Genomic DNA, 21,659 nt, shown 5'->3' with positions numbered 1-21,659 from the left:
TGTAAAGAGGGGAGGGCTGTCGGCATGATCGGCTTTGCAAAGCTTCTGTGGCATCCGGGCGCGGCTGAGATGGCTCATGTCGAGCTGCCGTCGACCGGCGCGCGCATCGCGTTCCTGCTCGCGTCGTTCGCGATCGTGCTGCTGTTCGAGGCCGCGTTTCCGCTGTTCAGCTATGGCCGCAGTGACCGGCTGCGCAATATCGGCCGCAACGCCGCCATCACCTTGATCTTCGTCGGCGTGAACCTTTTGCTCAGCCCGCTGTCGCCGCTGGCCGCGCAATGGACGCTGGATGCGAAATTCGGCCTGTCGCACTGGCTCGGCCTGTCACCTCTGAACCAGCTCCTGCTCGGCATCATCGGGCTCGACCTGTTCGCCTATTTCGCCCACGTCTCCATGCACAAGCTCGGCTGGATGTGGCGCTTCCACCGCATGCACCATGCCGACCGCTTCGTCGACGTCACCACGGCCTTCCGCGAGCATCCCGGCGAGACGCTGTGGCGGATCGGCTGGCACATCGCCGGCGTGGTCGTGTTCGGAACGCCGGCCTGGGTGCTGGTCAGCTATCTGACGCTGTCGGCGCTGAACGCCCAGTTCGAGCACGCCAATATCCGCCTGCCCAAGCGGCTCGACCGCTGGCTGCGGCTCGTCTTCGTGACGCCGAACATGCACAAGATGCATCATTCGCGTCATCAGCCGGAGACCGACAGCAATTATTCGAACCTGCTCTCGATCTGGGACCGGCTCGGCGGCACCTATAATCGTGGTCCGCGCTTCGCGGAGCTGCGCTACGGTCTCGATGGCTTCGATGATCCCGAGAAGCAGTCGCTGCGCGGATTGCTGAAGATGCCGTTCATGCGCGATTGGGGGCGGGTCGACGCTCGGCCGGACGACAAGTCCGACCGGTCCGCTCCGCCGCCCGTGCTGCCCTGGCCATGACTTGAAGCCCGGCGCCGCCGCTCAGGCGGCGTTGCGCAGTCCGGCGAGGAAGGTGTCGACGCTGTGCGACAGCGCGGCGGCGTGATCGCCGAGCTGGCCGGACGTATCCAGCACATTGCCGGTGAGGGCCCGCGACTGGCCGGCGGCCTCGCTCGCCCCCGCGATATTGGCGGAGACCTCGACGGTCCCGGTGGACGCCTGCTGCACGCTGCGGGCAATCTCCCGCGTCGCCGAGTCCTGCTGCTCGACGGCGGCCGCGATCGCGGTGGCGATACCCGAGATCTCGCGGATGGTGCCGCTGATGTCGCCGATCGCGCTGACGCAGTTGCCGGTGGCGGACTGGATCGCGCCGACCTGGCCAGCGATCTCCTCGGTTGCCTTCGCGGTCTGGCTCGCCAGGTCCTTCACCTCGGCAGCGACCACGGCAAAGCCGCGGCCGGCCTCGCCGGCGCGTGCGGCCTCGATGGTGGCGTTGAGGGCCAGCAGATTGGTTTGGCTCGCGATCGCGCTGATCAGGCGCAGCACGTCGCCGATCTTCTCTGCCGATGCGGCGAGGCTCGTCACCATCTCGGTGGTCTCCATGGCCTTGGTCACGGCGCTGTCGGCGACGCGGCTGGAATGGGTGACCTGGCGGCCGATCTCGGTGATCGAGGACGCCAGCTCCTCGGTTGCGGCTGCGACCGCATTGACGCTGGCGGATGCTTCCTCGGACGCGGCGGCTGCCGCCGAGGTCCGTTCGGAGGCGCCGTTGACGCTGGCGGTGATCTCGCCCGCGACGCGCTGCATGTCGCCCGAGGACCGCGCGACGGCGGCGACCATGCCCTTGACGTCGGCTTCGAAACGATCGGCCATCTGCCGCTGCAAGGCCTGCTTGTCGGCCTCCGCCTTCACCTTGTCGGCCTCCTGCGCCTCGCGCAGCGAGGAGGTTTCGACCATGCTGCGGCGGAACACATCGACCGCCTTCGCCATCGTGCCGAGCTCGTCGCGGCGCTCGCTGCCGGGTATGGTGACGCTGGTGTCGCCGCTGGACAGGCGGTTCATGACCGCGGTGATCGCGGTGAGCGGCCGCGACAGGCCACGGCCGAGCAGGAACGCGAGCAGCACGGCGGCGGCCATGATCGCGATCACGCCGAGGATCAGATTGCGCTGCGCGCTCGCGGCGGCGGCTTCATAGTCGCTGGTGTCCTTGACGATCTCGAGCACGGCGACCGGTTCGCCGGCGTAGTTCTTGATCTGGCCGAGATAGAGCTCGACCGCATGGCCGTCGAGAACGGCGTCGCGCAGCAGGGCCGCACCGTTCATCACACGCTTGAGCTCGTCCTGGGTCGCGACCACGGTGTCGCCGAAGGTCGAGGACAGCCGCTTGAAGCTCTGGCCGTCGAAGGAGTGCACCGCGAGGTCGATGCCGAAGCGCTTCTTGGCGCGGTCGACGAATTCCTTGCCGAAGGCGGCGCCGACGTCGACATTGGCCAGCGTCTTGCCCTCGTGCATGATCGGGGTCATGCCGAAGATCGAAAGCGCTTCGCGGCCGGGCTCGACGCCGACGATCGGCTTGCCGGTCCTGTTCGATTCCACCACCGTGGTGCGCCGCGTCGAGGCGTCGTCGCCGAATACCTTCGGCGCGTGGACCCGGTAGAAGCCAGTTGCCGGGGGCTGCCAGAACGAGATCAGCGGGATGCCCTGCGCCTTCATCGCTGCCCAGGAGGCGCCGAGCAGCCTTCCGAGGCCGTCGCGGTCGCCCTTGGCGATAGCATCTTCGACCGGCGGCAGGGCGGCGATGACAGCCGAGACCGCAAGCGCGGCGCGCCCCTCGTAGTCGATCGCCGCAATCACGCTGTCATATTGCAGCTTGAGCTGCTGATCGAGCGCGAGCCGCGTCAGCGCCCGCTGCTGGCTGATGGAGAAGCCGCCGAGGATGGCGCAGGCGACCGCGACAGTCAGCGAAATCGCCAGAATCAGGCGGGCGGCAATCGATCGAAGCGTGAACATGGGACCAGCGAAACTCCAGGCATTAGCGCCGTCCGCAAAGTCGCAGAAAAAGCTTAACAACCGGATGTTGCGCCGCCGGTATTCGTGCCGCGACCATGGCCGCCGGTGCTACTTTCGTACTGTTCAACGTCTGGCCTGACAGGGCCGGCCGGCTGCGCGCATCAATAGGCATGTGTCACTCAGGGGCGAACGCGGATGATCGTACTCCCTTTGCGTCGACCGGTCGGATTCAAGGCAGCGACGGCCTCGTCGAGAGTCGTGACGTTGCCGATGTTCGTCCGCAGGCGTCCGTCCCGCACCCGCTGGACGATCTCAGTCAGTTGGGAACGATCGGACTCGACGACGAAGTCGACCGCCAGGCCGTCGGAGGGTCGCGCCTCGGCCGGCCCAACGATCGTCACCAGCGTTCCTCCGCCTCGAATCAGTTTTGCCGACCGCTTCTGGATTTCACCGCCAATGACGTCGAACACCAGATCGACTTTGCCGACGTCCTCAAGGGCGTCGTTGTCGAGATCGACGAACTCCTGCGCGCCGAAGTCGAGCACAGTCTGACGGTCGGCGGACCGCCCGGAGCCGATCACATACGCGCCGGCCTCTCGCGCGAGTTGCGTCACCATCGACCCGACTGCGCCGGCCGCGCCGTGTGCGAGGACGCTCTGCCCCGCCTGGAGGCGGCCGTGCTGAAATAGTCCTTGCCATGCCGTCAGGCCCGAGACCGGAAGGCTTGCACCCATTGTGAAGTCGACGTCGCCCGGTAGCGGCGCGAGGTTGCGCGCCTCGATCGCCACATACTCGGCCAGCGTGCCGTCGCGATACCAGTCCGCTAGACCGAACACCCGCTGTCCCACCGATAGCCCTGTAGTGCCATATCCGAGAGCGGTGACCACTCCGGCCAGCTCGTGCCCCGGGATCGACGGTGTTCGGTCACGATCGAGGCGATCGGTCCAGGTCGAGGGCCACGCCAGCTCAGTCGGGACAAATCTCGACGCATAAACCTGAACGACGACGTCGTTTATCGCTGCCTGCGGCTCGGGCCTGTCCACCAGCTTCATCCCGGCCGTTCCCGCGGCTTGGTCCGTTACAACGATGGCCTTCATGGGAATACTCCTTGTCTCTTGGTGGAACTGCTGCAGAGCGCGCGGACGCGCCGACTATCCAAGAACTGCCAAGGCAGTTCGGTCGCTTAGTACGAACGAATAGATGCGCCGCGCCTGCTCATAAAACAGCACCAAGATTGCGAATTTTGGCTGTACCAAGCGCGACGGCTGCCCTCTGCGAGCTCAATGCGTTACCGCACCGCTGAAAAATCCGGGCAGTCGACAGAATCCATTTTGCACAGTCGGGGACAGAATTCAGATTGCGAGGGCCGCCAGTCGTCATGCCCACTGTTGGCCCAAAGCCGACATGCCATGATTACCCGGCGATGTCGTGTTTTAGGGAGCAGAGCCGACACAGCGGACTTATGAGTACGCGTCCTGGCTCAATCTGACGTCTTCGCGCTTCAGCGCGTCGTCGGCGGAGCGCCGAGATTGCCTGCCAAAATCGCCTTGCCGGCATCCTCGTACTGGGTGTCGCGGGCCTGGATCTGCTGCGCGATCGCGTGCATGTCGCGAAACCGCCGCTCGAACGGGTTCTTGGCGAACACCGCGGTTGCCCCCGCCATGTGATAGGCGATGTCGACCACCGCGGCCGACTGGTGGATGGTCCAGGTCGAGGCGATGCGGATCGCGACGCGATGCGCCTCGGTGATCGGATCGCCGCGGACGAGATCGCTCCAGACGTCGCGGGCCGTCGTGTACAGATAGGCGCGCGCGGCGCGCAGGCTCGCCTCGGTGCGGCCGATCTGGCCCTGCACGGCGTTGTTGTCGCGCATCGCCTTGAGGCCTTGCGGGGTCTTGCCGCGGGCAAGCTCGGTCGCTGCGTCCAGCATGGCGCGCGCGACACCGAGCGAGGTGGCGGCAAAGCCCATGCTGAACACCATGTTGGTGGAGAGCTTGTAGAGCGGCCCCGGCTCGCGGCACGCGGCGGGATCGTCGCGCAGCGCGGCGAACTGCTCCGGAATGAAGAGGTTGTCGACCGAGTAGGAATCGGTGCCGGTGCCTTTCAGACCGATCACGTCCCAGACGTCATACATTGTCGCTGACGACATCGGGAACAGGATGGTGCGGATCTCCGGCGAACCGTCGGCCTTCTTGCGCGGTGAGCCGTCGGCCTCGACGACGCGGACATGGGCGCCGAGCCAACTCGCCTGCCGCGAGCCCGAGGCGAAATCCCAGCGCGCGCTGGCGCGATAGCCTCCGGGCTCCGCACGGACCTCATGGGCGATCGCGCCCCAGGCCAGGATGCCGGGCGCGGTGTTGAAGATCTCGTGGGCCGCGTCGGGCTCGAGATAGGCCGCGGTCATGGCGCAGACGCTGCACTGGCCGAGGCACCAGGCGGTCGATGCATCGGCCTTGGCGATCTCCTCCTGCATCTGCATGAAGGCGTCCAGTGTCGCCTCGGCGCCGCCAAAACGCTTCGGCAGCAGCGCGCGATACAGCCCGTTCTCGACCAGTGCCGCGGTGACGGATGGCGTCAGTCGCCGTGTCCGTTCGATCTCGTCGGCTTCACTCGTGATCAGCGGCGCCAGCGCGCGCGCCCGCTCGACAAGGTCGAATCCCTGCGGCTTGTTCATGCGTGTCCTCGGCGCCTTCTGTCATTCTTGTTGGGCAGGCCGGGCGATGGTGGCTCATCCGGCAGGAGAGGGCAAGGGAAGGCAAGGCGGGACGGCGCCGATGCAGATCAGCTATCCATCGGCTGTGTGTGCGAGAGTGCGACGAACGCATCCGCGCTCAGGCGGCGGCGCGGCCGAGATCGAGCGACGGCTGGCGCTTGGTGGAAAAGCTCAGCGCCACGGCCACCGCTGCAAGGCCGATCGCAAAGGAACCGGCGTGCAGCCACGTATAGCCGTGGAACGTGTCGAACACGTAACCGCCGGCCCACGGCCCGAGCGCCATGCCGAGGCTCGCGAAGGCCGACACCGCGCCGAACACCGTGCCCATGATGCGCGCGCCGAAGAACTCGCGCACCAGCACGGCGTAGAGCGGCATCACCCCGCCATAGGCGAGCCCGAACACGACAGACAGCGCGTAGAACTCGCCGAGCTGCGCCACCGCGAGATAGGTCGCGATCGACAGCGCCTGCACCAGGAGGCCGCCGACCAGCACCGGCTTGGCGCCGAGCCGGTCGGCGAGCACGCCGAGCAGCAGCCGGCCGCCGAGCCCGGAGAAGCCGGCGAGGCTGTAGACCGTGACCGCGGTGAGCGGCGCGATGCCGCACACCATGGCGTAGGACACCATGTGGAAGATCGGGCCCGAATGCGCCGCGCAGCAGGCGAAATGCGCCAGCGCCAGCGTGATGAATTGCGGCGTACGCAGCGCCTGCGCCGCGGTCCATTCGGTTTGCGGCGCGTTCGCGGCGGTCGGGATTGCGACGTCCGTTCCCTGCGGCGCCGGGCGCACCAGGAACGACGCGGGGATCAACAGCGCCCATGCGGCGATGCCGATCACGAGCATCGCGAAGCGCCAGTCATAGGCCGTGATCAGCCAGCTTGCCGACGGCGCGACGGTCAACGGCGACACGCCCATGCCGGCCGACACCAGCGCGACCGCGAGGCTGCGATGCTTGTCGATCCAGGCGCTGGCGAGCGCCATCATCGGCGCATAGAAGCTGCCGGCCGCGATTCCGATCAGCACGCCAAAGCAGAGCTGGAATTGCCACAGGCTTTGCGCCTGGCTCGCCGTCACTAAGCCAAGCCCTAGCAACAGGCTGCCCGCCAGCACCACGATGCGGGTACCGAAGCGGTCGGACAGCGCGCCCCAGGCGAACGCCGCAAAACCCATGCAGAGGAAATCCAGCGTCGCCGCCGCCGAGATGCCGGCGCGCGACCAGCCCATCGCATCCGAGATCGGCTGCAGGAACACCGCGAGCGACAGCATGGTGCCGAAGCCGACGCAGGTCATCAGCGCGCCCGCGCCGACGACGACCCAGCCATAATCCAACCGAGCGGCCTTGCTCATGCGTTTCCCCGGCGCTGTTGTTTGTTGTGGTGCGCGCAGGGAGGATGCTGGCCTATCTGAGGTCCAGGGGCAACATGACGGGCAACATGCCTCTCATTCCGGGATCAGCGGATTGGGCCTTGCATGCGCAAGATGTCGCAGCGACGCGCAGCTAGAGCCTTTTCCGTTCCGATAGAATCCGAACGGGGCTCTAGATTCTTGCTTTGACGCGTTTTCTTCACGCGAACCGGGAGCCACTTCGCTCGAAAACGCTCTAGCCGCACTGCCAGGCGCGTCCGATCGGCGTCCAGGTCCAGCACGGGCCAAAACTGCCGCCATTGTAGCGGCCGCGGTAGAATCCGGGGCGGCCGAAATAGTACCAGTCCCCGCCATACCAATATTGCGGCGAATAGTCCGGGTAGCCGCGGGCGGCGCCGCGCGGGCCGAACACCGGAATGGTTTGGTTCGGCGGCTGCCGGTAGCCGGGCAGGAAGCCATAGCCATGCCAGCGCGTGCTGCCGTGCCGCTTCTTCGAGGAGGCGGCGGAGCTCAGGTCCGGCTGCAGCAGTGCGAGGATGACGATAAGGAGGGACAGGATGCGCAACATGATCGCAGTCTAGTCGGAGCGCGATGCAGTGGCGATTCAAATCATGGTGCGTTTTGTTGCTGGGACAAGAATGGGCAACAGTCGCGCCGCTAGCGCCGCCTCAGCTGTCCACCTTGAGCGCGGCGATGAAGGCTTCCTGCGGGATGTCGACCTTGCCGAACTGCCGCATCTTCTTCTTGCCTTCCTTCTGCTTCTCCAGAAGCTTGCGCTTGCGCGTAATGTCGCCGCCGTAGCACTTCGCGGTGACGTCCTTGCGCAGCGCGCGGACGGTTTCGCGCGCGATCACCTTGCCGCCGATCGCCGCCTGGATCGGGATCTGGAACATGTGCGGCGGAATCAGCTCCTTCATCTTCTCGACCATGGCGCGGCCGCGGCCTTCGGCGCGGGTGCGATGCACCAGCATCGACAGCGCGTCGACCGGCTCGGCGTTGACCAGGATCTGCATCTTGACCAGATCGGCCGGCTTGTAGTCGGTCAGATGATAGTCGAACGAGGCGTAGCCCTTGGAGACCGACTTCAGGCGATCGTAGAAGTCGAACACCACTTCGTTGAGCGGCAGGTCGTATTTCACCATCGCGCGGGAGCCGACATAAGTGAGCTCCTTCTGCGAGCCGCGGCGGTCCTGGCACAGCTTCAAGACGCTGCCGAGATATTCGTCGGGCGTGAGGATCGTCGCCTCGATCCACGGCTCCTCGATCTCGGCGATCTTGACCACGTCGGGCATGTCGACCGGGTTGTGGATCTCGAGCTCGGTGCCGTCGGTCAGCTTCATCTTGTAGATCACGCTCGGCGCGGTCGCGATCAGATTGAGGTCGAATTCGCGCGACAGCCGCTCCTGGATGATTTCCAGATGCAGCAGGCCGAGGAAACCGCAGCGGAAGCCGAAGCCGAGCGCGGCGGAGGTTTCCATCTCGTAGGAGAAGCTTGCGTCGTTGAGCCGCAGCTTGCCCATCGCCGCGCGGAGCGTTTCGAAGTCGTTGGCATCGACCGGGAACAGGCCGCAGAACACGACCGGAATCGCCGGCTTGAAGCCCGGCAGCATCTCGCTGATCGGCTTCTTGTCATCGGTGATGGTGTCGCCGACGCGGGTGTCGGCGACTTCCTTGATCGCCGCGGTGATGAAGCCGATCTCGCCGGGGCCGAGCTCCTCGACCTGCTCCATCTTCGGCGTGAAGAAGCCGACGCGTTCGATGTCGTAGGCGGCGCCGGTGCCCATCATGCGGATGCGGCTCCCCTTCTTCATCACGCCGTCGACGACGCGGATCAAGACGACCACGCCGAGATAGACGTCGTACCAGCTGTCGACCAGCAGCGCCTTCAGGGTCGCGTCGCGGTCGCCCTTCGGCGGCGGCAGGCGGGTGACGATTGCTTCCAGCACGTCGGGCACGCCGACGCCGGTCTTGGCCGAGATCATCACCGCGTCGGACGCATCGATACCGATCACGTCCTCGATCTGCTGCTTGACCTTCTCGGGCTCGGCTGCCGGCAGGTCGACCTTGTTGAGGACCGGCACGATCTCGTGATTGTTGTCGAGCGCCTGATAGACATTGGCGAGCGTCTGCGCCTCGACGCCCTGGCTGGCGTCGACCACGAGCAGGGAACCCTCGCAGGCCGCCAGCGACCGCGAGACCTCGTAGGCGAAGTCGACATGGCCGGGCGTGTCCATCAGGTTGAAGATGTAATCCTTGCCGTCCTTGGCGCGGTAGTTCAGCCGGACGGTCTGCGCCTTGATGGTGATGCCGCGCTCGCGCTCGATATCCATCGAATCGAGCACCTGCTCCTTGCCCGCCATTTCACGATCCGACAGGCCGCCGGTCATCTGGATCAGGCGGTCAGCAAGGGTCGATTTGCCATGGTCGATATGGGCGACGATGGAGAAGTTGCGGATGTTCGAAATCGGGGCAGTTGTCATGGGCGCGGGATAGCATCCGCACCCCCGCGCGGGCAACCAAATTGCGGTATTTTGCAGCGGTGTGACGGCGAATCACGGCGCCGTTTCCGGCTGGGTTGCCGTGACCGATTTCCGGGCATGTTCCTGCCAGGTCCGGCAGCTCGAAAATCGTCGTTCGCGTTGCCGACACCTGGCGGATGAGCATGCACGGCTACGCCGCCGCCATCGACCTCAACCTGAAAGTTCGGGATGACCGGCTGTGGGCCGGCAAGGCAAGACCATCCCTTACGAGAACCGGATGCCGCGCGAGATCGTCGATATCTTCGAGCGTCACGGCTTCATCTGGGGCGGCAAATGGTATCACTGCGATACCATCCATTTCGAGCACCGGCCGGACTTCCCCGAAAGTGAATCCGCTGGCTGGAGGCGTTCTCACGCCAAGCTGATTTCACTGGCCACAAAAACGCGCTAAAGCGCGTTGAAATGCGGATGAGCACTCATCGCGCTTCCGCTTCCATTCGGGCATGATCCTTCCGGGAAACCGCTTTCCACTCTTCCGGGCATGCCTCAGGCACAGGCCATGTCGACCGCCTCCACGCTCCCCGCCGCCCGGCGCACCACCCGCAAGCTGACGATCCGGCGGATCGCCGCCTGGATCGCCTCGCGCGCCACCGATCCCAGCACCAGCCTGTGGTTCGTGATCGGCTTTGCGCTGGTTCATGCGGTGCTGTGGACGCTGATCCTGGTCAAGCTCAAGGCCGCACAGGACATCCATATGGATGTTGCGGAAGCCTATGCCTGGGGCCAGCGCTTCCTGCTTGGCTATGGCAAGCATCCGCCGCTGTCGGGCTGGATCGCCGGGGTCTGGTTCAGGATTTTTCCCGTCACCAACTGGTCGACCTATGCGCTTGCGATGACGACGGTCAGCTTCGCGCTGGTGGTGTGCTGGCTGATCGCGCTGCGCGTCGTCGATCGCCGCCGCGCGTTCTTCATGGTGGTGATGCTCGCGCTCTACCCGATCTTCAATTTCAAGGGCTTCAAATACAATGCCGATCTCGCGCAGCTGGTGCCGCTGCCGCTGCTGGTGCTGGCCTATCTGAACGCGTTCGAGAAGCGCAGCTTCAAATCGGGTCTCTGGCTCGGCTTTGCCGGCATGCTGGCGCTGATGACCAAGTACTGGGTGGTGACGATGATCGGGGCCGTCGGGCTGGCCGCGCTGATCCATCCGCAACGGACGCAATTCCTGCGCTCGCTGGCGCCATGGGTTGCGATCGGCACGATGGCGGTGGCGATGATCCCGCATCTGGTGTGGCTGGAGGAGGTGGACTTCGTGCCGTTCACCTATGCCGGTGACGTCTACGCACTGTCGAGCCGCGCACTCAATGTCCAGCTCGTGATCGGCTATGTCGTGCACAATGTCGGGCTGCTCGCGATTCCCGTCGTGCTGGGCCTTGTGGCGCTGCTGCTGGGCTCGGTGCCGTGGCGGCCGTCGGACGTGCTGGCGCGGATCTGGTCGCGCGGACCCAATCCCGCCGTCAACCTTCCGCAGGCGCTCAACGTCTGGATCATCCAGCTGATCGTCGCGATCGGGCCGCCGCTCGGCGCGCTGGCGTTCACCGTCTATATCAAGACCGATTGGGGCATCCCGCTGTTCTTCCTGGTGCCGCTTGCGCTGGTCGCGATTCCCTCGCTTCGCTTCCCGCGCATGGCGCTGTTCTCGATCACCGCGATCTGGTTCGTGGCCACGATCGTCACGCTGATCGCCGCGCCCAGCATCGCCACGCAGGAGATCGCGTCCAACCATATCGGCGGCTCGACCTACGCCGCGCGCTCCGAGCTCGCGCGCGAACTCACCCAGACCTGGCAGGACAGATTCCATTCACGCTGGGCCGTGGTCGTCGCGCGGTCCGATATCGGCGAGCCGATGACGTTCTACAGTCCGGATCATCCGGCATCGCTGGTGCCGGGCGAAGCCTGGTCGTCGGGGCTGACGTCGCTCGACGAAGCCAAGCGTCTCGGCTTCATCGGCGTCTGCGACACCACCGATCCGGTGTTCCTGAAGCCCTGCGAGGCGTGGATGGCGGAGCACGCCAAGGACGCCGAGCCGCTGGTGATGACCACCATGCGCTTCTTCAACGGCCATCCCGGTCCGTCGACGGTGTGGAAGGTCTATCTGGTGCCGCCGGCGAAGTAGCTGTCGCTCCCTCGCCCCGCGCTTGCGGGGAGAGGGTTGGGGTGAGGGGCTCTCGCCGCGATGGCGATCTATCGATAGACCTGTACCCAATCACCCGGATCGCATCGTTCGATGCGATCCGACCTCTCCCCGCAAGCGGGGCGAGGTGAGAGGTGACTGCCTTACGTGCCTTCCTCGTTGAACTTGCTGGCGACGAGCTCGGCGATGGCGTCGAGCGCCTGCTGCGCTTCGTCGCCCTTTGCTGAGACCACGACCGTGGTGCCTGGCCCGGCGGCGAGCATCATCAAGCCCATGATCGAGGTGCCGCCGACGGTCTCGGTGCCGCGGGTGACCCAGATCTCGGCGTTGAATCGCTCGACCAGCTGGACGAACTTGGCCGATGCCCGCGCATGCAGGCCGCGCTTGTTGACGATCAGGAGTTCACGGGAAATGGCGCCCGCTGGCACGCCCGGGCCGACCTGATTTCCGCCCGGGGCCTCGTCGCTCATTTGCCTGCGAGAACGCGGCTGGCGATGGTGACGTATTTGCGGCCGGCTTCCTGGGCCATCGCGATCGCGTCGGGCAGCGAACGCTCCTCGCGAACCTTGGCAAGCTTGACCAGCATGGGAAGGTTGATGCCTGCGAGCACTTCCACCTTCGGGCGGCTCATGCAGGAGATCGCAAGGTTGGACGGTGTGCCGCCAAACATGTCGGTGAGGATCGCAACGCCGTCGCCGCTATCGACGCGGTTCACCGCCTCGATGATGTCGCTTCGACAGAGATCGGAATCGTCCTCGGCCCCGATCGTAATCGCTTCAATTTGTTTCTGCGGACCCATGACGTGTTCGAGCGCCGCTCTGAACTCGTCGGCAAGGCGCCCATGGGTCACCAGCACTAGACCAATCATCGGAAACTCCTCGCGGGCGCCCTTTGGTGCACCGCACGAACGCGCCACTTTGACCATCCAGAGGCCCTGCGCAAGAGGGCATCTTGGCTAGTCTCCCGGTTCCTGGCGGTAGAGAGGGGAGGCTGCGCCGGCAAAATCCGACGCGATAGTGGATGTGATATGGTTACCAATTCCCTTCCCACAATTGGCCGCAAGATTACGGGAACATGAACTTTCAGGTTGTCGTCAGCGCGGCGACAACCAGCGGCAGGGGTTGGAAGCCAGTGCCGACGGGAATTCGCGGTAACAAAACACCATTAAGGCGAATCGTGAGCGTCTCCGGCGGCGGCAGCCGCTCGGCGTCGTCAGCGGCGAGGTCGACGATCAAGCCGACCACGGCTTCACTTGCGAACGGACAATGGCGGATTCCGAGGCCTCGGATCTCGATCAGGCCAGCCAATTGCTGGACCGGACGAACCCACAATTGTTCGCCGGCTGTGTCGAGATGGACACGGTCATCCCCCACCAAAATGGCCGGCGGAAGCGCTCCGGTGCGCCCGGCGAGAATCAGGTCGAAGGCGAGACGCGACTTGCCGGCGCCCGACGGGCCGCGGATCAGCACCGCACGCTCGCCGACCAGAACGGCGGATGCGTGCACGCTTGAATTGTCGCTCATAGTGTCGGCAGCCTGACCACGAAGCGTGCGCCGGCGATGGTGGGTTTGCCGTCTGCGTCCGCAGGGCCAGCGCGGTTCTCAGCCCAGATGCGTCCGCCATGTGCTTCGATGATCTGCTTGGAGATCGAAAGCCCAAGGCCGGAGTTCTGGCCAAACCCCTGATGCGGCCGGTCGGTGTAGAAGCGCTCGAAGATCCGCTCCAGCGCGTCCTCGCCGATGCCGGGCCCGTCATCGTCGACCACGATCTCGACCTCGCCGCGGCTGCGGCGGCAGACGATGCGCACCTTGTCGCCCGGCTTGGAGAATGATTGCGCGTTCGACAGCAGGTTCGAGATCACCTGGCCGAGCCGTGAATCATGGCCGGGCACCGACAGCGTATCGGTCGGTCCGCGGCCCTCGAAGCGGGCTTCGACGGCGACGTCGTGGCCGAGCCTGGTCTCGTTGGCGACGCCGGTCAGCGTCGTCAGCAGCCGCCGCAGATCGACCGGCGCCATGTCCTGGCGCTGCAATTCGGCATCGAGCCGGCTGGCGTCGGAGATGTCGGAGATCAGGCGGTCGAGCCGCCTGACGTCATGCTCGATCACGGCGAGCAGCCGCGCGCGGCTGTTGTCGTTGCGCGCCAAAGGCAGCGTCTCGACCGCGGAGCGCAGCGAGGTCAGCGGATTCTTCAGCTCATGGGCGACGTCGGCGGCGAACATCTCGATCGCCTCGATGCGGCTGTACAGCGCGTTGGTCATGTCGCGCAGCGCGCCGGAGAGATGGCCGATCTCGTCGCGGCGCCCGGTGAAGTCGGGAATCTCGACGCGGGTCTGGATGCGGTGACGGACGCGCTCGGCGCCGTCGGCGAGCCGCCGCACCGGGCCCGCGATCGTGCTCGCCAGCAACAGCGACAGCATGATCATGACGGCGGAGGCGACGCCGCCGATCTTGAGGATGGCGAGGCGCTCGGACATCACCAGCTGGTCGATGTCGTCGCCCTGGGTGGTCAGCATCAACGCGCCGCGCACGGCGCGGAAATGCTGCACCGGGACGGCAACCGACACGATGATCGCGCCGCGCTCGGTGACGCGCACGGCGCTGCCCTTCATGCCCTCGAGCGATTGCGCGACTTCGGAATAACCCTTGCCGCCTTCGGGACCGAGTTCGCGATAGATCGGCAGGTCGCCGCGGTTGAGCCAGGTCTTGATTGTCGCCTTGGTCTTCTCGTAGAGCGACGGCTTCTCCGACGGCGGCGGCAGCTCCATGCGCAGCACGTCGCCGCGCGCGAACAGATTGCGGCTGTCGAGGATCAGGCCGCCATCGCGGTCGAAGATGCGGGCCCGCGTCTTGGTCGGCGCGATCAGGCGGCGCAGGACCGGCGCGACCCGCTCGGGATTGATCGGGAAATCCGCCGATTCATCCGGCTGGCCATAACTTTCGCCGGGCTTGAGGTCGAGCAGCCGATCGGGATCGATCGTGACGGTATTGCCTTCGACGGTGGCCGAGGCCGCGATCGCCTCCGAGATGATCTCGGCATAGACCAGGAGGCTCTGGGTGCGGGCCTCGATCAGGCCGGCACGGAATTGCGAGAGATAGAGGATGCTGGCGACCAGCGCGACGAGGCCGGCAAGGTTGAGCGAGACGATGCGGCGCGTCAGGCTCGAGAACGACAGCGCGAAGAAGAACTGACCGGCGCGGCGCAGCCAGCCGAGCGGACGGCGCCAGCCCTTGTCCTGCGCGACGTCTTCGGCAACGGCGTCCTGATCGAGGAGCTGTGACGCGTCCTCGGTATTCAGGCCTTGCTCGAGCTGCGTTCGATCAAGCACTGGCAAAGCTGCCGGTTGGTATGGATGTCGTCCCGCGAAGCAATCGTTCGCCCGAGCTTACCCCAGCCGTGCGGAGCCTGTCAGTTAACAAGCCCGCCCGGGAAGCGCAGATCAGGCTTCCTTGAAGCGATAGCCGACGCCGTACAGCGTCTCGATCATCTCGAAGTCGTCGTCGACCACCTTGAACTTCTTGCGCAGCCGCTTGATGTGGCTGTCGATGGTGCGGTCGTCGACATAGACCTGGTCGTCATAGGCCGCGTCCATCAGCGCATTGCGGCTCTTCACGACGCCGGGGCGGGTGGCGAGCGCCTGCAGGATCAGGAATTCGGTCACGGTGAGGGTCACCGGCTCGTTCTTCCAGGTGCAGGTGTGGCGCTCCGGATCCATCCGCAGCAGGCCGCGGTCCAGCGCGCGGGCGTCCGGCTCCTTCGGCGCGGCGGTCGGATCCTTCGGCTGACCGCGGCGGAGTACGGCCTTGACCCGTTCGACCAGCAGGCGCTGCGAGAACGGCTTGCGGATGAAATCGTCGGCGCCCATTTTCAGGCCGAACAATTCGTCGATCTCCTCATCCTTCGAGGTGAGGAAGATCACCGGCAGGTCGGACTTCTGGCGCAGCCGGCGCAGCGTTTCCATGCCGTCCATGCGCGGCATCTTGATATCGAGGATCGCGAGATCGGGCGGCGACGTGCGAAACCCATCCAGCGCCGACGCACCGTCCGTGTAGGTCATGATGCGATAGCCTTCGGCTTCGAGCGCGATCGAAACCGAAGTGAGAATGTTGCGGTCGTCGTCGACCAGGGCGATTGTGGGCATGTGCTGCTTTCACAATGAGAGTGGCTTAGACGGCGGGCACTCTGGCGACGCGCCGTAGAATTGGGCTTCGAACGCGGTCAACGAGCAATGCAAGCTGGGCTGAAGTGTGACCGAGTTCCGCAAAAATCCGCTTCTGCGACCCACGCGATGGGTCCCCATATAGCACCCTTAGACCATGAGAAAAGGCCCTTTTTTCATAGGGAACCCGCCCGATTCGTCCATAAAATGACCCGATAGGCCCATGCAACCGACCGCCGACTTCGATCCTGCCCACCTTGCCCGCTCGCTGCTCCGCCGCAGCCGCCAGGGCGCCCTCGCCACGTTGATGGCCGGCACCGGCGATCCCTATTGCTCGCTGGTCAATCTGGCCAGCCATCCCGACGGCTCGCCGATCCTGCTGATTTCCCGGCTGGCGCTGCATACCAAGAACATCCTGGCCGACAGCCGGGTGTCGCTGATGCTGGACGAGCGCGCCGAGGGCGATCCGCTGGAGGGCGCCCGGATCATGCTGGCGGGCAAGGCGGAAGAGGTCGGGGAGGCCGGGCGGGAGCTCGTCCGAAGGCGCTATCTCGCTGCCCATCCGTCAGCGGAAGCCTTTGTGGAATTTAAGGATTTCTCGTTCTTTCGGATCAAGCCAAGCGGTGCCCATCTGGTCGCCGGGTTCGGCCGCATCGTGGACCTCAAACCCGCGCAATTCCTGACCGATCTCGGCGGAGCCGAGGCGCTGCTCGAAGCCGAGCCCGGCGCGGTGGCGCATATGAACGGGGATCACCGTGAGGCCATGAATCTTTACGCGACGCGGTTGCTCGGTGCGGAAAGTGCCGAATGGCTCTGCACCGGCTGCGATCCGGATGGCATGGACATGCAGGCCGGCCGCGACACGCTGCGGCTGGATTTCCCTGAGCGCGTCACCACCGGCACCGAGCTGCGCAAGATGCTGGTGCGGCTCGCCGGCGAGGCGCGCGCCAACGGATAGCAAGGATAGGAGAAAGACCTGTCCGCACGGCGGCGCTGCGGCCGTGGCGAGGCATGGTGTCGCATGGCTGCGGCGGCGCGATTGCGCGGTCCGGATTTGACAGCGCGATCATTTCGCACGGGCGTGTCGTGTCATCGCCCGTTGGCTCGATCTGCATGCAAGAATGTCTGGCGCGGCTGCATCCGAAAATCAGCCGGATCGCGATGTCGACCGCGATGACGCGCGCGTGCGACCACGCTGATTGCGTTATCATCGATCGCGGGGTCATCGATCGCGGGGTCAGCGATCGCCTCGCCGCCGAACGCTACGCGTTGCGGAACGTTCACCGCAGTTGAGCGTTGTACCAATCGGGCTTCGACGAAGGCGTGTTGAGCGCAATCGAAACTGCTCATCAGCAGCTTCTCACTTGCAGCTCAATGCCGATCAGGTGGTGCCGCGTGCAACACGATGGTCATGCTCGGCTCTGCAGCGCTGCGTCAACGCGCGGCGGCTCATCTCAACGATACATCCTCAGCGCGAAATGCATACCCGGCATTCTCCGCGCCGTCCGCCTCGATCGGCGAACGCGCCGCCCGCCGGCTGGCACTTTTTGTGCATCGCAAAGCTCCGTGCGCGGCGGGAAAGGCGATGAAACGTCGCCCGACTGCCGGCAAAACAACGAGAAAACGAAAGCAAGACGAAAGGGTTTCGCGCTGCGGTATTTGCGCCAGATGATGGGCCTGCCTTGGAATCAGCCAAAAGCCGTTCGATTGGCTTGGCAAGCTTGGCGATCCCCACTATTAGGTCGCCGGACCGAAGCCGAGAGGCTATATTCTGATCACGGTCACCGCGGCGGGGCGCGATTGGCGACATTCGCGCGAACAAGGATACGCGGGTTCGAGGAGGTTCTTCGTGCAAGAGACGGGCGTACATAACGGTGCCTTCGGCGCCGACAAATTCGGCTTAAAAAATCTCAAGGGCGTGCATTGGAATTATGGCGCACCTCAGCTTTACGAGCATTCGCTGCGTAACGGCGAAGCGGTGCTGTCGGCCGATGGCGCGCTTTGCGCGGACACCGGTGTGTTCACCGGGCGCAGTCCGAAGGACAAGTTCACGGTCCGCGACGATCTCACCGACAAGAACATGTGGTGGGCCGGCAACCAGTCGATCACCTCGGAGCAGTTCGCCACGCTCCATGCCGACTTCCTCAAGCATGCCGAAGGCATGACGCTGTTCGCGCAGGATCTTTACGGCGGCGCCGATCCGAAGCATCGCGTCAAGACCCGCGTCTTCACCGAGCTTGCCTGGCACTCGCTGTTCATCCGCACGCTGCTCATTCGTCCCGAAACATCTGAGCTCGCGAGCTTCGTGCCCGAACTGACGATCATCGACCTGCCGAGCTTCCGCGCCGATCCGAAGCGCCACGGCTGCAAGTCGGAGAACGTCGTCGCGATCGATTTCGCCCGCAAGATCGTCCTGATCGGCGGCTCGCAATATGCCGGCGAGATGAAGAAGAGCGTGTTCACCACGCTGAACTATTACCTGCCCGAGAAGGGCGTGATGCCGATGCACTGCTCGGCCAATGTCGGCTCCGACGGCGACACCGCGATCTTCTTCGGCCTGTCCGGCACCGGCAAGACCACGCTCTCGGCCGATCCCAAGCGCACGCTGATCGGCGATGACGAGCATGGCTGGAGCGAGGACGGCGTCTTCAATTTCGAAGGCGGCTGCTACGCCAAGTGCATCAAGCTGTCGGGCGAAGCCGAGCCGGAAATCTACGCCGCCAGCAAGCGCTTCGGCGCGGTGCTGGAAAACGTCGTGCTCGGCGCCAATGATCGCGTGCCCGATTTCGACGACGGCTCGAAGACCGAGAACACTCGCTCGGCCTATCCGCTCGATTTCATCCCGAACGCTTCGCGCACCGGCTGCGCGCCGCATCCGAAGAACGTCGTAATGCTCGCGGCCGACGCCTTCGGCGTGATGCCGCCGATCGCCAAGCTGACGCCAGCGCAGGCGATGTATCACTTCCTGTCCGGCTACACCGCGAAGGTCGCAGGCACCGAGCGCGGCCTCGGCAACGAGCCGCAGCCGGAATTCTCCACCTGCTTCGGTTCGCCGTTCCTGCCGCGCGATCCGTCGGTCTACGGCAACATGCTGCGCGAGCTGATCGCCAAGCACAATGTCGATTGCTGGCTGGTCAACACCGGCTGGACCGGCGGCAAGTACGGCACCGGCCGCCGCATGCCGATCAAGGTGACCCGCGCGCTGCTCACCGCGGCGCTGAACGGCTCGCTCCGCAACGCCGACTTCCGCACCGACAAGTATTTCGGCTTCGCGGTGCCGACCTCGCTGCCCGGCGTCGAGCCGCACATCCTCGATCCGATCAAGACCTGGGCCGACAAGGTCGAGTTCGACAAGACCGCGCGGGCGCTGGTCGGCATGTTCCAGAAGAACTTCGCCAAGTTCGAAGCGCAGGTCGACGCCGAAGTCCGCGCCGCCGCGCCGGAAGTGAAGCTGGCGGCGGAGTAAGCCGCGCAAGCGATACGCGATTTGAAAAGGCGGCCACGAGGGCCGCCTTTTTGTTTTGATGTCTGGCGAGCGCGCGCGACTGCTAATTCCGTCACCCTGAGGAGCGCATCGCGCGCGTCTCGAAACGTCGACGGCCACGGCCGGGCCGTGCATCCTTCGAGGCTCGCTCCGCTCGCACCTCAGGATGACGGGACGGGGCGGAGCGCGCACTTTTCGATCCGTCACCCTGAGGAGGCCGCGCAGCGGCCGTCTCGAAGGGTCGACGGCCCGCCTGCGGCCGTCCATCCTTCGAGACGCGCTTCGCGCTCCTCAGGATGACGGGTTAGAGTAGAGCACGCTCCACTACTCCCCCATCTCCGGCAGCACCGCGTTGCTCGGCGTCTGCCGGTCGGTGATCTGCAGGCCGAACAGGCTGCCGATCAATTCGACCGCGACGCGCGCGGTGCGGCCGCGCTCGTCGAGGAAGGGATTGAGCTCGACGATGTCGAGCGAGCGCACCAGCCCGGAATCGTGCAGCAGCTCCATGATGAGATGGGCTTCCCGATAGGTCGCGCCGCCGGGCACCGTGGTGCCGACGCCGGGCGCCACCGCCGGATCGAGGAAGTCGACATCGAACGAGACATGCAGCACGCCGTTCTTCGCCCTGACGCGTTCGATGACGCGGCGCGTGAGCACGGCGACGCCGAACTCGTCGATCTGGCGCATGTCCGCGATCGACACATTACGCTGCCGCAGCAGCTTGCGCTCCAGCGGATCGACCGAGCGCGTGCCGATCAGGTCGAGCTGATCGGGCGGGATCGAGGCGCGCGGCAGTCCGCCGAGCAGATCGTCGAGACCGGGCTCGCCGCACAGGAACGCGGCCGACATGCCGTGCATGTTGCCGGTGATGGTGGTGGCCGGCGTGTTGTAGTCAGCATGCGCGTCGACCCACAACGCAAACAGCGGCCGGCCCTTTTCCTGCCAGTAGCGCGCGACGCCGTTGATCGACCCCATCGACAGCGAGTGATCGCCGCCCATGAAGATCGGGATCGCGCCGGAATGCGCCAGCCAATAGGCGCGCTCGGAGAGCGCGCGGGTCCAGGTCTTCACCTCGTCATAGAACCTGGTGTTGGCCGGCACCGGGCCGTCGGCGACCACGGCGGGGATCGCAAGGTTGCCGTGATCATCGACCTGGAAGTCGAGCTGCTCGAGCAGGCGCGCGATGCCCGCGGTGCGCAGCGCATCCGGTCCCATCAGCGGGCCGGCCTGCGATGCACCGATCTCGATGGGAACGCCAAGCAGGGCGATGCGCGAGGGCTTTGAAGTGTCGGCTTCGGACATGCAGCAGTGCTCCCAAAGGTGTGGAACAGAAGCGACGTGCCAATGTTCCCTCAACCCTTGAAATAGGCAATGCGGTCGTAACAGACCAATGTGGATATTTGGCTACGCCTTGAAATAAGCGATCTGCGTCGTGGTCGCGAGCAGCCGGCCGGACGGCGACCACAATTCGCCGTGCTGGTCGCCGTAGCTCTTGTGGAAGATCTTGGCGTCCGCGGTGGCGAGCACGCGGGTGGTATCCTCCGCATCCAGGTCGGCCGCGTCGGCGTGGAAATAGGTCGTCAGCGACACGGTGCCGAACGGCACCAGCTCGTGCCTTGCGTGGAAGACGCGGCCGAAGAACGCGTCCGACATCGACATCAGCGACAGCGCATCGAGCTTGCGCGGCACACGGTCGGCGATCCAGAGCTTTGAATACGGGCTCGACGGCTGTTTTGCGCCGCCGCCGCCGGCGAACTTCGGCTCGCCCTCGGCGAAACGGAAATCGTACTGGTTGGCCCAGGTCATCTTGAGCTTCGGAAAGGACCGCAGCTCGTCGAACGGCACGGCGCCCGGAAACCCGGCCGGTTGGTGCGACCAGGACGGGCGGCGCTCGGCGAACACGGCGGTTGCCAGCGTCGCGACCTCGCCGCCGCCCTGCGTCATCTCGACCGACCAGTGCTGGCTCGAGCGGTTGGCCTTGACCAGGCGGACATCGAGGTCGAACGCGCCCTCGGCGACCGGCGCGCAGTAGTTGACCGTCAGCGCCAGCGGATCGCCCGCGCGCTGCGGGTGCTGCATCAGCGCGCGCAGGATGGTCGCGGCGGTGCAGCCGCCGAACGGGCCGACGAACGCCCAGTAATCCGGGCTGGTCCGTCCCTGCCAGCGGCTGTCGCCGGCGGTCACGGCGGTTGCTTCATCGAAAAGGTGCGGGGTCTTGGTGAGCATGCAGATCTTTCAATATCGACTGGCGCTTCCGTATCGCCACACGCAATGACGAGCAATGACGTTCGTCATGCAATATCGCGAGCAATTGCGCTGATTTCAATGACGTCGGGCGTAATCG

19 protein-coding genes are annotated in these 21,659 nt (G+C 65.3%); 6 read left to right on the top strand and 13 right to left on the bottom strand.

What is annotated here, in order from left to right; all coding sequences use genetic code 11:
- The first annotated feature begins 24 nt into the window (after positions 1 to 24).
- A complete protein-coding gene (locus ACVW1B_RS32000) occupies positions 25 to 936 on the top strand; it encodes a sterol desaturase family protein (RefSeq protein WP_253606351.1) in 912 nt (303 codons plus the stop codon).
- 21 nt (positions 937 to 957) lie between these two features.
- Here ACVW1B_RS32000 and ACVW1B_RS31995 read toward each other — a convergent pair whose 3' ends face one another.
- The 6 genes from ACVW1B_RS31995 to lepA all read right to left on the bottom strand — a co-directional run bounded on the left by ACVW1B_RS31995 (position 958) and on the right by lepA (position 9,481).
- Entirely contained in the window at positions 958 to 2,925 is a 1,968-nt protein-coding gene (locus ACVW1B_RS31995; RefSeq protein WP_310883147.1) for a methyl-accepting chemotaxis protein, read from the bottom strand.
- Positions 2,926 to 3,104: 179 nt separating this feature from the next.
- The gene (locus tag ACVW1B_RS31990) at positions 3,105 to 4,022 is read right to left on the bottom strand and encodes an NADP-dependent oxidoreductase (RefSeq protein ID WP_253606354.1); all 918 of its coding nucleotides are present in this window, start codon (positions 4,020 to 4,022) and stop codon (positions 3,105 to 3,107) included.
- 404 nt (positions 4,023 to 4,426) lie between these two features.
- Positions 4,427 to 5,599: an acyl-CoA dehydrogenase family protein gene (locus ACVW1B_RS31985; RefSeq protein WP_253606356.1), complete on the bottom strand. Its 1,173-nt coding sequence runs from the start codon at positions 5,597 to 5,599 to the stop codon at positions 4,427 to 4,429.
- Positions 5,600 to 5,756: 157 nt separating this feature from the next.
- The gene (locus ACVW1B_RS31980) at positions 5,757 to 6,983 is read right to left on the bottom strand and encodes an MFS transporter (RefSeq protein ID WP_253606357.1); all 1,227 of its coding nucleotides are present in this window, start codon (positions 6,981 to 6,983) and stop codon (positions 5,757 to 5,759) included.
- A 253-nt stretch (positions 6,984 to 7,236) separates the two neighbouring features.
- Positions 7,237 to 7,569 carry a hypothetical protein gene (locus tag ACVW1B_RS31975; protein ID WP_172648920.1) on the bottom strand — a complete coding sequence of 111 codons (333 nt, stop codon included), beginning with the start codon at positions 7,567 to 7,569 and terminating at the stop codon, positions 7,237 to 7,239.
- A 100-nt stretch (positions 7,570 to 7,669) separates the two neighbouring features.
- Positions 7,670 to 9,481 (bottom strand): translation elongation factor 4, encoded by a 1,812-nt coding sequence (lepA, locus tag ACVW1B_RS31970; RefSeq protein WP_057019506.1) that lies wholly within the window; start codon positions 9,479 to 9,481, stop codon positions 7,670 to 7,672.
- Positions 9,482 to 9,758: 277 nt separating this feature from the next.
- Between lepA and ACVW1B_RS31965 the strand changes: the two genes are divergently transcribed.
- A complete protein-coding gene (locus ACVW1B_RS31965; protein ID WP_253606359.1) occupies positions 9,759 to 9,932 on the top strand; it encodes a M15 family metallopeptidase in 174 nt (57 codons plus the stop codon).
- Positions 9,933 to 10,040: 108 nt separating this feature from the next.
- Positions 10,041 to 11,654: a glycosyltransferase family 39 protein gene (locus ACVW1B_RS31960; protein ID WP_253606360.1), complete on the top strand. Its 1,614-nt coding sequence runs from the start codon at positions 10,041 to 10,043 to the stop codon at positions 11,652 to 11,654.
- A 161-nt stretch (positions 11,655 to 11,815) separates the two neighbouring features.
- Here ACVW1B_RS31960 and ACVW1B_RS31955 read toward each other — a convergent pair whose 3' ends face one another.
- The 5 genes from ACVW1B_RS31955 to ACVW1B_RS31935 all read right to left on the bottom strand — a co-directional run bounded on the left by ACVW1B_RS31955 (position 11,816) and on the right by ACVW1B_RS31935 (position 15,813).
- Complete coding sequence (locus tag ACVW1B_RS31955) at positions 11,816 to 12,142, bottom strand: HPr family phosphocarrier protein (RefSeq protein ID WP_028335869.1); 327 nt, start codon at positions 12,140 to 12,142, stop codon at positions 11,816 to 11,818.
- The gene (locus tag ACVW1B_RS31950; protein ID WP_021076632.1) at positions 12,139 to 12,540 is read right to left on the bottom strand and encodes a PTS sugar transporter subunit IIA; all 402 of its coding nucleotides are present in this window, start codon (positions 12,538 to 12,540) and stop codon (positions 12,139 to 12,141) included. The genes ACVW1B_RS31955 and ACVW1B_RS31950 overlap by 4 nt, the downstream gene beginning before the upstream one ends.
- A 214-nt stretch (positions 12,541 to 12,754) precedes the next feature.
- Positions 12,755 to 13,195, bottom strand: coding sequence for an HPr kinase/phosphorylase (locus ACVW1B_RS31945; protein WP_225163650.1), 441 nt, complete (start codon positions 13,193 to 13,195; stop codon positions 12,755 to 12,757).
- Positions 13,192 to 15,000, bottom strand: a complete 1,809-nt coding sequence (locus ACVW1B_RS31940; RefSeq protein ID WP_309145006.1) for a sensor histidine kinase — start codon at positions 14,998 to 15,000, stop codon at positions 13,192 to 13,194. Before ACVW1B_RS31940 ends, ACVW1B_RS31945 begins: the two co-directional genes overlap by 4 nt.
- Before the next feature lie 111 nt (positions 15,001 to 15,111).
- Complete coding sequence (locus ACVW1B_RS31935) at positions 15,112 to 15,813, bottom strand: response regulator transcription factor (protein ID WP_016843287.1); 702 nt, start codon at positions 15,811 to 15,813, stop codon at positions 15,112 to 15,114.
- A gap of 241 nt (positions 15,814 to 16,054) precedes the next feature.
- On the opposite strand from ACVW1B_RS31935, the gene ACVW1B_RS31930 reads away from it, so the two are divergent.
- The 3 genes from ACVW1B_RS31930 (at position 16,055) to ACVW1B_RS31920 (ending at position 19,297) form a co-directional block, all read left to right on the top strand.
- Complete coding sequence (locus tag ACVW1B_RS31930) at positions 16,055 to 16,789, top strand: HugZ family pyridoxamine 5'-phosphate oxidase (RefSeq protein ID WP_253606362.1); 735 nt, start codon at positions 16,055 to 16,057, stop codon at positions 16,787 to 16,789.
- Positions 16,790 to 16,842: 53 nt separating this feature from the next.
- Entirely contained in the window at positions 16,843 to 17,124 is a 282-nt protein-coding gene (locus tag ACVW1B_RS31925; protein ID WP_253606364.1) for a hypothetical protein, read from the top strand.
- Positions 17,125 to 17,680: 556 nt separating this feature from the next.
- Positions 17,681 to 19,297 (top strand): phosphoenolpyruvate carboxykinase, encoded by a 1,617-nt coding sequence (locus ACVW1B_RS31920; protein WP_253606366.1) that lies wholly within the window; start codon positions 17,681 to 17,683, stop codon positions 19,295 to 19,297.
- 342 nt (positions 19,298 to 19,639) lie between these two features.
- Here ACVW1B_RS31920 and rocF read toward each other — a convergent pair whose 3' ends face one another.
- Both rocF and ACVW1B_RS31910 read right to left on the bottom strand, forming a co-directional pair.
- Entirely contained in the window at positions 19,640 to 20,617 is a 978-nt protein-coding gene (gene rocF, locus ACVW1B_RS31915) for an arginase (protein ID WP_076831116.1), read from the bottom strand.
- 102 nt (positions 20,618 to 20,719) lie between these two features.
- Entirely contained in the window at positions 20,720 to 21,541 is an 822-nt protein-coding gene (locus ACVW1B_RS31910; protein WP_253606368.1) for an acyl-CoA thioesterase, read from the bottom strand.
- Positions 21,542 to 21,659 lie beyond the last annotated feature (118 nt).

This window comes from Bradyrhizobium sp. USDA 4502 (assembly GCF_054063355.1).
Note: the sequence above shows the minus strand (reverse complement) of the source record. Positions and strands in the feature narration are given on the sequence as shown.

Excerpts from the sequence above, each read along its gene's own strand:
- ACVW1B_RS32000 (WP_253606351.1), top strand. The coding sequence starts at position 25 with ATGATCGGCTTTGCAAAGCTTCTGTGGCATCCGGGCGCGGCTGAGATG.
- ACVW1B_RS31995 (WP_310883147.1), bottom strand. The coding sequence starts at position 2,925 with ATGTTCACGCTTCGATCGATTGCCGCCCGCCTGATTCTGGCGATTTCG.
- ACVW1B_RS31990 (WP_253606354.1), bottom strand. The coding sequence starts at position 4,022 with ATGAAGGCCATCGTTGTAACGGACCAAGCCGCGGGAACGGCCGGGATG.
- ACVW1B_RS31985 (WP_253606356.1), bottom strand. The coding sequence starts at position 5,599 with ATGAACAAGCCGCAGGGATTCGACCTTGTCGAGCGGGCGCGCGCGCTG.
- ACVW1B_RS31980 (WP_253606357.1), bottom strand. The coding sequence starts at position 6,983 with ATGAGCAAGGCCGCTCGGTTGGATTATGGCTGGGTCGTCGTCGGCGCG.
- ACVW1B_RS31975 (WP_172648920.1), bottom strand. The coding sequence starts at position 7,569 with ATGTTGCGCATCCTGTCCCTCCTTATCGTCATCCTCGCACTGCTGCAG.
- lepA (WP_057019506.1), bottom strand. The coding sequence starts at position 9,481 with ATGACAACTGCCCCGATTTCGAACATCCGCAACTTCTCCATCGTCGCC.
- ACVW1B_RS31965 (WP_253606359.1), top strand. The coding sequence starts at position 9,759 with ATGCCGCGCGAGATCGTCGATATCTTCGAGCGTCACGGCTTCATCTGG.
- ACVW1B_RS31960 (WP_253606360.1), top strand. The coding sequence starts at position 10,041 with ATGTCGACCGCCTCCACGCTCCCCGCCGCCCGGCGCACCACCCGCAAG.
- ACVW1B_RS31955 (WP_028335869.1), bottom strand. The coding sequence starts at position 12,142 with ATGAGCGACGAGGCCCCGGGCGGAAATCAGGTCGGCCCGGGCGTGCCA.
- ACVW1B_RS31950 (WP_021076632.1), bottom strand. The coding sequence starts at position 12,540 with ATGATTGGTCTAGTGCTGGTGACCCATGGGCGCCTTGCCGACGAGTTC.
- ACVW1B_RS31945 (WP_225163650.1), bottom strand. The coding sequence starts at position 13,195 with ATGAGCGACAATTCAAGCGTGCACGCATCCGCCGTTCTGGTCGGCGAG.
- ACVW1B_RS31935 (WP_016843287.1), bottom strand. The coding sequence starts at position 15,813 with ATGCCCACAATCGCCCTGGTCGACGACGACCGCAACATTCTCACTTCG.
- ACVW1B_RS31930 (WP_253606362.1), top strand. The coding sequence starts at position 16,055 with ATGCAACCGACCGCCGACTTCGATCCTGCCCACCTTGCCCGCTCGCTG.
- ACVW1B_RS31925 (WP_253606364.1), top strand. The coding sequence starts at position 16,843 with ATGGTGTCGCATGGCTGCGGCGGCGCGATTGCGCGGTCCGGATTTGAC.
- rocF (WP_076831116.1), bottom strand. The coding sequence starts at position 20,617 with ATGTCCGAAGCCGACACTTCAAAGCCCTCGCGCATCGCCCTGCTTGGC.
- ACVW1B_RS31910 (WP_253606368.1), bottom strand. The coding sequence starts at position 21,541 with ATGCTCACCAAGACCCCGCACCTTTTCGATGAAGCAACCGCCGTGACC.